Source organism: Micromonospora sp. NBC_00858 (assembly GCF_045207365.1).
Lineage (GTDB): Bacteria > Actinomycetota > Actinomycetes > Mycobacteriales > Micromonosporaceae > Micromonospora.
The window spans coordinates 5,722,904-5,736,063 of sequence record NZ_CP108828.1 but is presented as its reverse complement, the minus strand read 5'-3'; the positions used below and the strand labels follow the sequence as shown (position 1 = coordinate 5,736,063).

11 protein-coding genes are annotated in these 13,160 nt (G+C 70.5%); 7 read left to right on the top strand and 4 right to left on the bottom strand.

Annotation, left to right across the window (positions count from 1 at the left end):
* Positions 1-10: 10 nt before the first annotated feature.
* Both OG990_RS26730 and OG990_RS26725 read right to left on the bottom strand, forming a co-directional pair.
* A complete protein-coding gene (locus tag OG990_RS26730) occupies positions 11-1,225 on the bottom strand; it encodes an acetyl-CoA C-acetyltransferase (protein ID WP_406077542.1) in 1,215 nt (404 codons plus the stop codon).
* Entirely contained in the window at positions 1,215-2,381 is a 1,167-nt protein-coding gene (locus tag OG990_RS26725) for an acyl-CoA dehydrogenase family protein (protein ID WP_406077541.1), read from the bottom strand. The genes OG990_RS26730 and OG990_RS26725 overlap by 11 nt, the downstream gene beginning before the upstream one ends.
* 304 nt (positions 2,382-2,685) lie before the next feature.
* Here OG990_RS26725 and OG990_RS26720 point away from each other — a divergent pair, with 304 nt between their 5' ends.
* Both OG990_RS26720 and OG990_RS26715 read left to right on the top strand, forming a co-directional pair.
* Positions 2,686-3,936 (top strand): DUF222 domain-containing protein, encoded by a 1,251-nt coding sequence (locus tag OG990_RS26720; protein WP_406077540.1) that lies wholly within the window; start codon positions 2,686-2,688, stop codon positions 3,934-3,936.
* Positions 3,937-4,025: 89 nt separating this feature from the next.
* On the top strand, positions 4,026-4,700 hold the full coding sequence (locus tag OG990_RS26715) for a TetR/AcrR family transcriptional regulator (protein ID WP_386985465.1): 675 nt from the start codon (positions 4,026-4,028) through the stop codon (positions 4,698-4,700).
* 57 nt (positions 4,701-4,757) lie between these two features.
* Here OG990_RS26715 and OG990_RS26710 read toward each other — a convergent pair whose 3' ends face one another.
* Positions 4,758-5,549 (bottom strand): zf-HC2 domain-containing protein, encoded by a 792-nt coding sequence (locus OG990_RS26710; RefSeq protein ID WP_406077539.1) that lies wholly within the window; start codon positions 5,547-5,549, stop codon positions 4,758-4,760.
* Positions 5,550-5,621: 72 nt separating this feature from the next.
* Here OG990_RS26710 and OG990_RS26705 point away from each other — a divergent pair, with 72 nt between their 5' ends.
* Complete coding sequence (locus OG990_RS26705; protein WP_406077538.1) at positions 5,622-6,662, top strand: TRM11 family SAM-dependent methyltransferase; 1,041 nt, start codon at positions 5,622-5,624, stop codon at positions 6,660-6,662.
* Between the two features lie 290 nt (positions 6,663-6,952).
* Here OG990_RS26705 and OG990_RS26700 read toward each other — a convergent pair whose 3' ends face one another.
* Positions 6,953-7,789: a transposase family protein gene (locus tag OG990_RS26700; protein ID WP_406077537.1), complete on the bottom strand. Its 837-nt coding sequence runs from the start codon at positions 7,787-7,789 to the stop codon at positions 6,953-6,955.
* Between the two features lie 481 nt (positions 7,790-8,270).
* Here OG990_RS26700 and kdpF point away from each other — a divergent pair, with 481 nt between their 5' ends.
* The 4 genes from kdpF to OG990_RS26680 are packed head-to-tail and all read left to right on the top strand — an operon-like array spanning position 8,271 to position 13,124.
* On the top strand, positions 8,271-8,360 hold the full coding sequence (kdpF, locus tag OG990_RS26695) for a K(+)-transporting ATPase subunit F (protein WP_036390805.1): 90 nt from the start codon (positions 8,271-8,273) through the stop codon (positions 8,358-8,360).
* Positions 8,360-10,015 (top strand): potassium-transporting ATPase subunit KdpA, encoded by a 1,656-nt coding sequence (kdpA, locus tag OG990_RS26690; RefSeq protein WP_406077536.1) that lies wholly within the window; start codon positions 8,360-8,362, stop codon positions 10,013-10,015. Before kdpF ends, kdpA begins: the two co-directional genes overlap by 1 nt.
* Positions 10,016-10,035: 20 nt before the next feature.
* On the top strand, positions 10,036-12,243 hold the full coding sequence (kdpB, locus tag OG990_RS26685; protein WP_406077535.1) for a potassium-transporting ATPase subunit KdpB: 2,208 nt from the start codon (positions 10,036-10,038) through the stop codon (positions 12,241-12,243).
* Entirely contained in the window at positions 12,243-13,124 is an 882-nt protein-coding gene (locus tag OG990_RS26680) for a potassium-transporting ATPase subunit C (RefSeq protein ID WP_406077534.1), read from the top strand. The genes kdpB and OG990_RS26680 overlap by 1 nt, the downstream gene beginning before the upstream one ends.
* The last annotated feature ends 36 nt before the right edge of the window (positions 13,125-13,160 follow it).

Below are 13,160 nucleotides of genomic sequence, written 5' to 3'. Positions count from 1 at the left end.
GTCCTCCGGGTCAGCAGCGCTCGATGACGGTGGCGACGCCCATGCCGCCGCCGATGCAGAGGGTCACCACGGCGCGGCGCAGGTCGCGGCGCTCCAGCTCGTCCAACGCGGTGCCGAGCAACATCGCGCCGGTGGCGCCGAGCGGGTGGCCGAGGGCGATCGCACCGCCGTTGACGTTCACCCGGTCCGGGTCCAGGCCCAGGTCGCGGACGTACTTGAGCACCACCGCTGCGAACGCCTCGTTGATCTCGAACAGGTCGATGTCGGCGAGGGTCAGCCCGGCGGCGGCGAGCGCCTTGTGGGTGGCCGGGATCGGGCCGGTCAGCATCAGCGTCGGGTCGGCGCCGGTGACCGCCGCGCCGACGATCCGGGCGCGCGGGGTGAGGCCGAGGTCCCGGCCCACCTCCGCCGAGCCGATCAGCACCAGCGCCGCGCCGTCCACGATGCCGGACGAGTTGCCGGCGTGGTGGACGTGCTCGATCGCCTCCAGCCAGTGGAACTTCTGCAAGGCCACCGCGTCGAAGCCGGCCGCCTCGCCCATCGTGGCGAAGGACGGGGTGAGCCGGCCCAGCGCCTCCCGGGTGGTCTCCGGGCGGAGGTGCTCGTCCACGGTGAGGATGTCCAGCCCGTTGTCGTCGCGTACCGGCACCACCGAGCGGGCGAAGTGCCCGCCGGCCCACGCCTTGGCGGCCCGCTCCTGCGAGCGCAGCGCGTAGCCGTCCACGTCGTCGCGGGTGAAGCCCTCCAGGGTGGCGATCAGGTCGGCGCTGACGCCCTGCGGCACGAACGAGGTGGCCAGGGCGGTCTGCGGGTCGGTGGCCCAGGCCGCGCCGTCGGAGCCCATCGGCACCCGGGACATCGACTCCACCCCGCCCGCGAGCAGCAGGTGCTCCCAGCCGGAGCGGATCCGCGCGGCGGCGGCGTTGACCGCCTCCAGCCCGGACGCGCAGAACCGGTTGAGCTGCACCCCGCCCACCTGGTCGGGCAGCCCGGCCAGCAGCGCGGCGGCCCGGGCCAGGTCGCCGCCCTGCTCACCCACCGGGGTGACGATGCCGAGCAGCAGGTCCTCCAGCCGGTCGACGTCCAGGCCGGGGTTGCGCTCGCGCAGCGCGTCGATCAGGCCGACCACCAGGGAGATCGGCTTGACCCCGTGCAGCGCGCCGGTGTCCCGGCCGCGTCCGCGCGGGGTGCGGACCGCGTCGTAGACGTACGCCTCAGAGGGCACGGGCGATCAGCTCCTTCATGATCTCGTTGGTGCCGCCGTAGATCTTCTGGACACGGGCGTCGGCGTACATCCGGGCGATCGGGTACTCGGTGGTGTAGCCGTAACCGCCGAAGAGTTGCAGGCAGCGGTCGATGACCTCGCACTGGCCGTCGGTGAGCCACCACTTCGCCATCGCGGCGGTGGCCACGTCCAGGTCGCCGCGGGTGTGCCGGACGATGCAGTCGTCCAGGAAGACCCGGCTGACCCGGGTGCGGGTGGCGCACTCGGCGAGCACCATCCGGGTGTTCTGGTGGCCCATCAGCGGCTTGCCGAAGGCGGTGCGCTCCCTGGTGTACGCGACGGTCAGCTCGACGGCGCGTTCCATGGCGGCGACCGCGCCGACGCTGATCACCAGTCGTTCCTGCGGAAGCTGCTGCATGAGCTGGATGAAGCCCAGCCCTTCGGCACCGCCGAGCAGGTTGTCCGCCGGCACCCGGAACTCGTCGAAGAACAGTTCGGCGGTGTCGTTGGCGTGCAGACCGATCTTGGACAACAGCCGGCCCCGACGGAAGCCCGCCGGGTCGCCCCCGACCTCGCAGACCAGCAACGAGACACCGGCCGCCCGCTGCTCGGGGTCGGTCTTCACGGCCACGATGATCAGATCCGCGAGCCCACCGTTGGTGATGAACGTCTTCGCGCCGGTGACCAGATAGTCGTCGCCGTCGCGGATCGCCCGGGTACGCATCGCTTGGAGGTCGGAGCCGCCGTCCGGCTCGGTCATCGCGATCGCGCCGACCAACTCACCGCTGCACAGGCCGGGCAGCCAGCGCCGCTTCTGCTCCTCGCTGCCGTACGCCACCAGATAGCCGGTGACGATGCCACTGTGGACGGCCAGCCCGAGGCTGCCCTCCCCGGTGTACGCCTGCTCGTGCAGCAGGACCGCCTCGTGGGTGAACCCGCCGCCTCCGCCGCCGTACTCCTCCGGCACGGAGAGGCCGAGCAGCCCCAGCTCACCGGCGCGCCGGTAGTGCTCGCGGTCCGGATGCCCCTGCGCCAGCAGCCGGTCGGCGTGCGGCAGCACGTCCTTGGTGAAGAAGGTGCGGGCCAGATCGGCCAGGTCGTCGTGCTCCGGTTCGCGCCAGGGCGAGGGGGGACCGTCGGATGCGAGCGTCGGCATGTGCATCACCCTCGCGCGCTGTTGACGGCATGTCAATAAGTCTCGATCAACAGTCGTCCGTCCCCGGGTGCCGGACGCTGGGCAGCGCCGGCCGAAGGACGACGCTGGCGATCGCAGGCCGCCCGGGAACTCGTCGGTGTGCTCGCACGCCGCCGACGGCGACCCGGCGCCAGCGCCGCCCGATCGCACTCCAGAACCCGAATCGGCGGGAACGCGGCGACCGAGTGGGCCAGCCCGCGGCGGCATGCCTGCGGCGGGATCCAGCGCCGGCGAAATTGTCGTACGTCTGTTCTAATCTCGCCTGGTGGTCGATGAGTTGGCGCAGGCAGAAGCCGCAGTAGCGGCGTGCGTTGGCGCGGCCACCTGGGCCATGTCGGAGTCGGATCTGGTCGCGGTGATCGACGCGTCGCATCGCCTTCAGCAGCGGTTGGCAGCGGTGCAGTTGGCGGCCGTGCGGGATTTGGACGGGCGTGGCACGGCGGTTGCGCAGGGCGCCTCGTCGACTGCGGTGTGGCTGCGGGAGCGGTTGCGGCTCACCGTCCCCGCTGCCCGCCGACTGGTCGACCTCGCTGCGGCGCTGGACGCCGGCGCCTCGGGCGTGCGTGGTGCGCTCGCCTACGGAAGCATCACCGTGGAACAGGCCCGGGTCATCGCCGACACGGTCGCGACCGTGTCGGCCTCGGCCGGTGTCGAGGCCGCCGACAAGGCCGTCGGCGTGCTGGTCGACTGGGCCGGGCAGTTCGACCCGACGCTGCTGCGCAAACTCGGCGGTCGGATTCTCGAGCATGTCGCCCCTGAGGTCGCCGACGCCGCAGCCCGGGCCGGGTTGGAGGCGGAGGCCCGCCGGACTGCCCGGGACCGGCACGTCACCATAAGCGAGCAGGCCGATGGTCGGCTGCGCCTGGCCGGCAACCTCGACACCGAAGCCGCCGCAGTGCTGCGCGCCGTCATCGACCCGCTCAGCGGGCCCGCTGGGCCGGATGACACTCGCACCCCGGGGCAGCGTCGTCACGACGCGCTCGCCGACGTGTGTCGACTCGCGCTGCGCACGGGTGAGTTGCCCGAGCACGGTGGCGATCCGGCGCAGGTCGTGGTCACCACCGCGTACGACACCTTGCTCAAGGACCTCGACGCGGGTGCGCTCGACACCGGTCTCGCGCTCACGTCGGAGGCGGTGCGCCGCCTGGCCTGCGACGCGAGCATCCTGCCTGCCGTGCTCGGCGGCGCGGGTCAGGTCCTCGACATGGGCCGGCAACGCCGCCTCATCACCGGTCCCCTGCGGCGGGCCCTGGTGCTGCGCGATCACGGCTGCGCTTTTCCAGGTTGTGACCGTCCACCACGCTGGTGCGACGCCCACCACATCCGCCACTGGGCCGACGGCGGTCCCACCAGTCTTACGAACGCGCTGCTGCTCTGCGGCCATCACCACCGGCACATCCATCACAGCGACTGGACCGTCCGGCTTGGCGGCGATGGTCACCCGGAGTTCGTGCCCCCGGCCTGGCTCGATCCGGATCAGCTACCCCGCCGCAACCACTACCACCATCGCACGTAAATCTCGGCTGTTTCACCAGCACGCATCATGGATCAACCAGAGGCTGAACTCGTAGGCCGACCTCGTGAGCTGCCGATAGGGTCGGGCAGATGATTGTCGAGACCGCTCCGCGCCGCCGCCGGTTGGAGCCGGATGCCCGGCGTGGGCAGATCCTGGCCTGCGCGGTCCGGCTGTTCGGCGAGCGCGCGTACCCGGATGTGTCGACCACCGACATCGCCCGGGAGGCGGGTGTCGCGCGCGGCCTGGTCAACCACTACTTCGGCACCAAGAAGGACCTCTACCTGGAGGTCGTCCGGGTCATGGTGACCATCCCGGAGGTAGCCCTGGAGCGGCTGCCCAAGGGAGACCTGCGGTCCCGGGTCGACGCCAGCGTCTCCTGGTTCCTCGACGTGGTCTCCCGGCACGGCACCTCCTGGCTGGCCGCCGTCACCGCTCGGGGGATGGGCGGCGACGCCGACGTGGAGCGGGTGCTCGCCGAGGCCGAGGAGGTCGCCGCCGACCGGATGCTGGTCGCCGTCGGCCTGGCGGACGAGGCGGAGCACCGCGAGGAGCTGCGCGGGATGGTCCGGGCGTACGGCGGGCTGGCCACCTCGACCGCCCGGGAGTGGCTCCAACGCGGCGCGCTGACCCGCGACCAGGTGCACCTGCTGCTCACCACCACGCTGCTGGCCATCGTCGAACAGGTCATCCCGGCGGCCATCGCAGGCGGCGGCCAGGCTGGCGCGACGGAGACGACCCGGCCCGCTCAACCGATGTCTTCCTGACGTCTGGCCCACAGACCGACCATGGCCGCGCCGGTTGACCGGGCGCACGGCCGACGCTCAGGCGGCCCGTCGGTCGGTGGACCGTGCGGCTGGGGCGGCGTGGCGCTCGGCCGCCTGTGCCGGGTACGGCTCGGACCGGACCACCCGCAGCGGCCGGTCGACCTCGTCCGCCCGGAACCGCCAGCGCGACGGCGCGGGCTGGCGCTGCGGCGCGGGGCCTCCGGGGCGCAACCCGGGCCGGGACAGCAGCACGGTGATCAGGTAGCCGATCACCAGGAAACCGTGGCTGACCAGCCGCTCCCCGCTCACCGTTCCGGTGGCCAGGTCGTTGACCGACAGCAGCAGCAGCGTGCCGACGAACGCGCTGAGCATTGGCAGCAGGCCGGCCGGCGGGCTGCGGCGTACCGCCACGAAGAGGAAGCCGGCGCCCACCGCCACGTTCCACGCGGCCGACTCGTGCCACAGGTGCTGACCGGCCGGGTGCAGGTGATCGGCGGCCGTGCCTCGGCCCACCTGGGCCAGGCCGAGCACCAACTGCACCGCCCCGAGCAGCCCGAGCGCTCCGCGCAGCCCAGTGACCAGCCGGCCGCGCCCGGCCGCACCGGGCCACCACCGCCACCGACGGGCCGGCGGCGCGGCAGCGGCGGCGGCGAGGATCGCCTCCGTCCGGTCGGGCGGTTCGGTGACCAATCGGGTACGCACCCGACGGGTCACCCCGGCCGCCGCCGTGAACCAGACCCGGCACTCGGCGCACCCGTCCAGGTGCCGCTGAGCCGCCGCCCGTTCCTCGGCGGTCTCCTCGCCGTCCAACTGCGCGGACAGGACCTCCCGCCACTGCTCACACCCCATGTAGGGGTAGTCGGTCCGGCCGCCACTCCGGTTCCCGGCGGCTGTGGCCCGTTATGGAATACTCGCCCGATCATGACGCGCTACGGCCTGCTGATCCTGCCCTCCACCAACCGGGTGTACGCCCGCTCCGCCGTCGACCTCACCCGGGCCGAGCTGGAGATCTTCGGCCGTTCGGCGATCGACGGCCGGATCGGCGAGTTGGACACCGCGACCGTCGGCGGGGCCAGCTACGTCACCTTCACCGGCGACGGGCTGACCGAGCGGGACCTGGCCGTGCTGGGCAATCTCTCCGCCGGGTACGCGCTGTTCGAGTTCGTCGGCGAGCTGCTGCGCCCGATCGAGTGGAGCCGGCTGGACCGCTACGACGATGACCTGATCACCATCCAGAAGTACCCGGGCAAGACCAACGAGCAGTTCACCAAGCTGCTGCTCAACGTCACGTTGCTCGCCTCGGACTGGGCCGCTGAGCTGACCAGCCGCCGGTTCCGGGTGCTCGACCCGCTCTGCGGTCGCGGCACCACCCTCAACCAGGCGCTGATGTACGGCTTCGACGCCGCCGGGATGGACCGCGACCAGAAGGATGTCGAGGCGTACCGGGCGTTCATCACCACCTGGCTGAAGCAGAAGCGGATCAAGCACCGGGTGCTGGAGTCGGGGCCGGTGCGCCGGGAGCGCAAGGTGGTCGGTCGCCGGGTGCGGATCGAGCTGGCCCCCACGCGCGAGGCGCACAAGGCCGGCGACCTCCAACTGCTGGACGTGGTCAACGCCGACACCACCCGTGCGGGCGAGTTCTTCCGCCCGGAGACCGTCGACCTGGTCGTCGCGGACGCCCCGTACGGCGTCCAGCACGGCAGCCGGACGGCCGAGCACGGGCTGACCCGGGACCCGCTGGCGCTGCTCGCCGACGCCGCGCCGGTCTGGGCGCGGCTGTTGCGCCCCGGTGGAGCGCTCGGCATCTCCTGGAACACCCACGTGGCCAGCCGGGACGACGCTGCGGTGGCACTGGCCGCGGCCGGCCTGACCGTGGTCGACGCGGAGCCCTACCGCGCGCTGCGCCACCGCGTCGACCAGTCGATCATGCGTGACGTGCTGGTGGCCCGCCGCCCGGCCTGACCGGCCGCCGCACCACACCCGCCACCGGCCCACACCCGCCACAGCACTCCGTCGCACCACCGCGTCCGCACATGCCGACCCGCGAGGTGTCGCCCGCGGGCTGTCCGCCTGCCCTCGTATTGCCAGATCTGCACAAGAACAAGGAAAGTGTCGCCTCGCGCGTGCGGGAGGCGACTACTTCCCTGAGCTTGTCTCATCCTGTTTGGGCTGCTCAGGGATGGTTGACAGGTCGTGGTGGTGTGGTTGGGGTGCTGGTGTGCGGGTGTGGATCTTCGGTGTTGATCATCTGTCTAGCGGTTGATTTCGGTGTTGGTCAGCACGAGTAGGGCGCGTAGCAGGGTGGTGGCGTGTGGGCGCCAGCCGTGGCGTAGTCGGGTGAGGATGCGCCAGTTCTTGAGGTGAGCGTGGGCGTGTTCATTGGCCGCGCGTTCGCGGCTGAGCAGGGTGTTCACGCTGTGTTGGGCGGGGGTGAGGGGGTGGTGGCGGTTGCCGCGTCGTCCGGTGATGACGGTGGGGTTCTCGGGTTGGTCGTCGAGGCGGGTGTGGATGCGGTCGCAGATGACGGCGAGGTCATGACGGCGTAGCCGGGTGGGTAGGCGTAGGCGTTTGGCTTGGGTGGCTTCGTGGGTGCGGGCGCCGGCGGCGGCGGAGATCCAGAGCAGCCGGCCGTGGTGGTCGGTGAGGGTGAGTACGCGTAGGTGGTGAGCCTTGTGTTTGCCGCACCACAGGCGTCGTTCGGCGCGGCCGCTCGGGCGGTGCACGGGCAGGCAGGTGCCGTCGAACAGCAGCGGGTCCTCACTGCTGGTGCGGGCGGTGTGGGTGAGGACTCGGTCCAGGCGGGGCGCCATCGCGGCGAGAGTGGTGATGGTTTGCCGAACCCAGCGGCGCACGCTGTGATGCGACACCCCGTAGGCGGCGGCGAGGTCGGCGGGACGCTGATCATGGCGGAGCACGGCCAGCACGATGAGGGCGACCTGCTCATCGGGCAGCTTGCGCCACCGCGAGCGCACACCACGGCGATACCGGCGGATCGCTTGAGTGATCATGGTCAGCGACTTCGTCGACAAGGGCAGATGGACCTGGTAGACCAGAGCATGGCCCTCGGTGGGCGTGTTGTCGTGTGTCACGACCTGCAACCCTCACCGAGGGCCCTGCTATGAGCCACGCGCAACACCGGAACAGATCGAACCTTCCCGAGGGCAGTCGATCATCAGCGAAGATCACCACACCCTGACCAGCGCCGCGACCCCACGACTCGTCCTGTCAACACCACCCCACCAGCCCAAACAGGATGAGACAAGCTCCCTGAAGTTGTGCGGAACTTGAACGTTGGCCCGTCTGCGCCCTGCCGAGAGCTTTGTGCCGCGTTTCACCTGTTCAGGTGGCGATGTGAAAACCGCGTCAATAAAAGGTTCGCCTCCGTCATGGTCGCGTTATGACCCCTGCCATTCGCGAGGTGGTGGGGCTTTGATTGCCCGGCGCGACCGGGAGGCGGTCGCGGCGAACTTTCCCGGTATGAGGAGTCAGCGTGTCTGACGTGGTGTTCGTGATCCTGACGGTGGCGCTGTTCGCAGTGCTCGCCCTGGTGGTCCGGGCGGTGGAGAAGCTGTGAACGCGGTCAATGCCGTCGGTCTGGTGCTCGCGATCGTCCTGGGCGCGTTCCTGGTGTTCGCCCTGTTGTTTCCGGAGCGCTTCTGATGACCATGACAACAGCGGGCGTCATCTTCGTGCTGGCGCTGGTGGCGGCCCTGGTCGCCGTCTACAAGCCGTTCGGCGACTACATGTTCCGCGCGGTCTCCGGCACCCGGCAGTCCCGGGTCGAGCGGGGGATCTACCGTCTGGTCGGGGTAAACCCGGCCGCCGAACAGACCTGGGGCGTGTACGCCCGCAGCGTGCTGGCGTTCTCCGGGATCTCGATCCTGTTCCTGTACCTGTTCCAGCGGGTGCAGAACCACCTGTGGCTGTCGCTGGGCTTCGACTCGGTCGTGCCGCACGGCGCGTGGAACACCGCCGTGTCGTTCGTGACCAACACCAACTGGCAGTCGTACTCGGGTGAGTCGACGATGGGCCACCTGGTGCAGATGGCCGGTCTGGCGGTGCAGAACTTCGTCTCGGCGGCGGTCGGCATCGCGGTGGCGGTGGCGTTGCTGCGGGGGTTCGCCCGCAGCCGTACCGGGCAGCTCGGCAACTTCTGGGTCGACCTGACCCGGATCACGCTGCGGATCCTGCTGCCGATCGCGGTGCTCGGCGCCATCGCGCTGATGATCGGCGGGGTGGTGCAGAACCTCTCGGCCGGCACCGACGTGACCACGCTGACCGGCGGCACCCAGACCATCACCGGAGGGCCGGTTGCCAGCCAGGAAGTGATCAAGGAGCTGGGCACCAACGGTGGCGGCTTCTACAACGTCAACAGCGCCCACCCGTTCGAGAACCCCACCACGTGGACGAACTGGATCGAGATCTTCCTGATCTTCGTGATTCCGTTCAGCATGCCCCGGGTCTTCGGTCGGATGGTGGGGCAGAACCGCCAGGGCTACGCCATCGCCGCGGTGATGGCCATCCTCGCGTTCGCCAGCGTGGTCATCACCAACGTCTTCGAGTTGGCCGGCCACGGCACGGTGCCGCAGGCGGTCGGCGCGGCGCTGGAGGGCAAGGAGGTTCGGTTCGACGTGTCGAACTCGGCCACCTTCGCCGCGGCCACCACGCTGACCTCGACCGGTGCGGTGAACTCGTTCCACGACTCGTTCACCTCGCTCGGCGGCATGATGACCATGTTCAACATGATGCTCGGCGAGGTCGCCCCGGGCGGTACCGGTTCCGGTCTCTACGGCCTGCTCATCCTCGCCGTGATCACGGTCTTCGTGGCCGGCCTGATGGTGGGCCGTACCCCGGAGTACCTGGGCAAGAAGATCGGCTCGCGGGAGATCAAGTTCGCCTCGCTGTACTTCCTGATCACGCCGATCCTGGTGCTGGTCGGCACGGCGGCGGCGTTCGCCACCGGTAACAACTCCACCGCGCTCAACGTCGGTCCGCACGGCCTCTCCGAGGTGCTCTACGCGTTCACCTCGGCCAGCAACAACAACGGCTCCGCGTTCGGCGGCATCACCGTCAACACCACCTGGTGGGACACCGCGCTCGGGCTGTGCATGTTGCTGGGCAGGTTCCTGCCGATCATCTTCGTGCTTGCGTTGGCCGGTTCGTTGGCCCGCCAGGCACCCACCCCCGCGTCCGAAGGCACCCTGCCGACCCACCGACCGCTGTTCATCGGGATGGTCGTCGGCGTCACGGTGATCCTCGTCGCGCTGACCTTCCTGCCCGCACTCGCGCTCGGCCCGCTGGCAGAGGGGCTCTGACCATCATGAGGAACGAGGACATGTCCGTCACCTCCGTGACATCCGGGGCCGGCGAGCAACCGACCGCCGGCACCCCGGCCACCCAGGGCAACCGGGTCGGCGGGGGACTGCTCGACCCCAAGCAGCTGATCCGGTCCCTGCCGGACGCCGCGCGCAAGCTCAACCCGGGCACGCTGTGGCGCAACCCGGTGATGCTGATCGTGGAAGTCGGCGCGGCCTTCACCACCGTCCTGGCGGTGACCGACCCGTCGGTGTTCGCCTGGGCGATCACCATCTGGCTCTGGCTGACCGTGCTCTTCGCCAACCTGGCCGAGGCGGTCGCCGAGGGTCGGGGCAAGGCCCAGGCTGCCGCGTTGCGGCAGGCCAAGCAGGACACCATCGCCACCCGGTTGGTCGACTGGTCGCCGGGCGCCCGAGCCAACACCTACCGGGACGAGGCGGTGCCCGCGCCGCAGCTACGCCAGGGCGACATCGTGCTGGTCGAGGCGGGCGGCATCATCCCCGGTGACGGCGACATCGTCGAGGGCATCGCCAGTGTCGACGAGTCGGCCATCACCGGCGAGTCGGCCCCGGTCATCCGGGAGTCCGGTGGCGACCGCAGCGCGGTCACGGGCGGCACCAAGGTGCTCTCCGACCGGATCGTCGTGAAGATCACCCAGAAGCCGGGGGAGAGCTTCATCGACCGGATGATCGCCCTGGTCGAGGGTGCCAACCGGCAGAAGACGCCGAACGAGATCGCGCTGAACATCCTGCTCGCCGCGCTCACGATCATCTTCCTGCTGGCCGTGGTCACCCTTCAGCCGCTGGCCATTTTCTCCAAGGCGTACCAGGCGGCCGCGCCGGACAGCGGCGCGATCACCGACTCCGGTGTCACCGGGGTGGTGCTGATCTCGCTGCTGGTCTGCCTCATCCCCACCACGATCGGTGCGTTGCTCTCCGCCATCGGCATCGCCGGCATGGACCGGCTGGTGCAGCGCAACGTCCTGGCCATGAGCGGCCGGGCCGTCGAGGCGGCCGGCGACGTCAACACCCTGCTGCTGGACAAGACCGGCACCATCACGCTGGGCAACCGGCAGGCCGCCGAGTTCGTACCGGTCGAAGGGGTGACGGCCGCGACCCTGGCCGACGCCGCGCAACTGTCCAGCCTGGCCGACGAGACCCCGGAGGGGCGCTCGGTGGTGGTGCTGGCGAAGAACGAGTTCGGGCTGCGCGAGCGCGAGCCCGGCGTGATGCCGCACGCCACCTTCGTACCGTTCACCGCCCAGACGCGGATGAGCGGCGTCGACATGGCCCCGGAGGCCAGCGTGGACGCCGGGGCGGCCGGAACGGGGCGCCGGGTCCGCAAGGGCGCCGCCGCCGCGGTCATGAAGTGGGTCCGCGAGAACGGCGGGCACCCGACCGAGCAGGTCGGCGAGATCGTGGACGGCATCAGCAGCACCGGCGGCACGCCGCTGGTCGTCGCCGAGCACGTCGACGGTGAGCCGGCTCGCGCGCTGGGCGTCATCCACCTCAAGGACGTCGTCAAGTCCGGGATGCGGGAGCGGTTCGACGAGATGCGCCGGATGGGCATCCGGACCGTGATGATCACCGGCGACAACCCGCGTACCGCGAAGGCGATCGCCGACGAGGCCGGGGTCGACGACTTCCTGGCCGAGGCGACGCCGGAGGACAAGCTCGCGCTGATCAAGCGGGAGCAGGAGGGTGGCCGGCTGGTCGCCATGACCGGCGACGGCACCAACGACGCACCGGCGCTCGCCCAGGCCGACGTCGGGGTGGCCATGAACACCGGTACGTCGGCCGCCAAGGAGGCCGGCAACATGGTCGACCTCGACTCCGACCCGACCAAGCTCATCGAGATCGTGGAGATCGGCAAGCAGTTGCTGATCACCCGGGGCGCGCTGACCACGTTCAGCATCGCCAACGACATCGCGAAGTACTTCGCGATCATCCCGGCCATGTTCGCCGGCCTCTACCCGAGCCTGGACGCGCTGAACATCATGCGGCTGTCCAGCCCGGAGTCGGCGATCCTGTCCGCGGTCATCTTCAACGCCCTGGTGATCATCGCGCTGATCCCGCTCGCCCTCCGTGGCGTGCGGTACCGGCCGGCCGCCGCGTCGAAGCTGCTCAGCCGCAACCTGTGGCTGTACGGACTGGGCGGCATCATCGTGCCGTTCATCGGGATCAAGCTCATCGACCTGCTCATCCAGTTCATCCCGGGGATTTCGTGATGCGCCTACCCAACTGGCTCGCCCAACACCTCGCCGCCCTGCGCGCCGTGCTCGTCTTCACGGTGCTGCTCGGGCTGGTCTACCCGCTGGCCCTGGTCGCGGTCGGCCAGCTGCCCGGCCTCAACCACAAGGCCGACGGCTCGCTGATCGACGAGGGCGGGACGACGGTCGGCAGCTCACTGATCGGTCAGTCCTTCACCGACGCCGACGGCAACCCCGTCCCGCGTTACTTCCAGTCCCGCCCGTCGGCCGCCGGCGACGGCTACGACCCGACCTCCACCTCGGCCAGCAACCTGGGCCCGGAGAGCGTGGTCGACACCATCGCCAGCGACCCGGAGGAGTCCACCGAGAGCCTGCTCACCCAGGTCTGCGGGCGCAGCAAGGAGGTCGGCGAGCTCAACGGCGTCGACGGCGGGCGCCCCTTCTGCACCACCGATGGCGTGGGTGCCGTGCTCGCGGTCTTCCGCGCGGACGGTCTGACCGGCCCGGTCACCCGGGTGGTCAGCGTCAACCAGGTCGCCCCTGCCACCCCGTTCGTCGGCTCGTACCAGGGGGTGCCGGTGGAACTGGCGCAGCCCGACGAGGACTACGTGGCCGCTGGCGGGGTGGTCACCCCGATCCGCGGCAACGCGCCCGCCGACCCGGCGGTGCCCGCCGACGCGGTCACCGCGAGCGGCAGCGGCCTCGACCCGCAGATCAGTCCGGCGTACGCCGAGTTGCAGGTGAACCGGGTCGCGCGGGAGCGCGGCGCGGACCCGGAGGCGGTCCGCCGGCTGGTGGACGAGCACACTACCGGGCGAGGACTCGGCTTCATGGGCGAGCCGGGAGTCAACGTGCTGGAGCTCAACATCGCGCTGGACAAGCAGTTCGCGGCGCGCTGAGCAAGCCCTGAGTACGACACCGGGCGAGGCCGTTCC

Excerpts from the sequence above, each read along its gene's own strand:
- kdpA (WP_406077536.1), top strand. The coding sequence starts at position 8,360 with ATGACCATGACAACAGCGGGCGTCATCTTCGTGCTGGCGCTGGTGGCG.
- OG990_RS26705 (WP_406077538.1), top strand. The coding sequence starts at position 5,622 with ATGACGCGCTACGGCCTGCTGATCCTGCCCTCCACCAACCGGGTGTAC.
- OG990_RS26725 (WP_406077541.1), bottom strand. The coding sequence starts at position 2,381 with ATGCCGACGCTCGCATCCGACGGTCCCCCCTCGCCCTGGCGCGAACCG.
- OG990_RS26710 (WP_406077539.1), bottom strand. The coding sequence starts at position 5,549 with ATGGGGTGTGAGCAGTGGCGGGAGGTCCTGTCCGCGCAGTTGGACGGC.
- kdpB (WP_406077535.1), top strand. The coding sequence starts at position 10,036 with ATGTCCGTCACCTCCGTGACATCCGGGGCCGGCGAGCAACCGACCGCC.
- OG990_RS26715 (WP_386985465.1), top strand. The coding sequence starts at position 4,026 with ATGATTGTCGAGACCGCTCCGCGCCGCCGCCGGTTGGAGCCGGATGCC.
- OG990_RS26680 (WP_406077534.1), top strand. The coding sequence starts at position 12,243 with ATGCGCCTACCCAACTGGCTCGCCCAACACCTCGCCGCCCTGCGCGCC.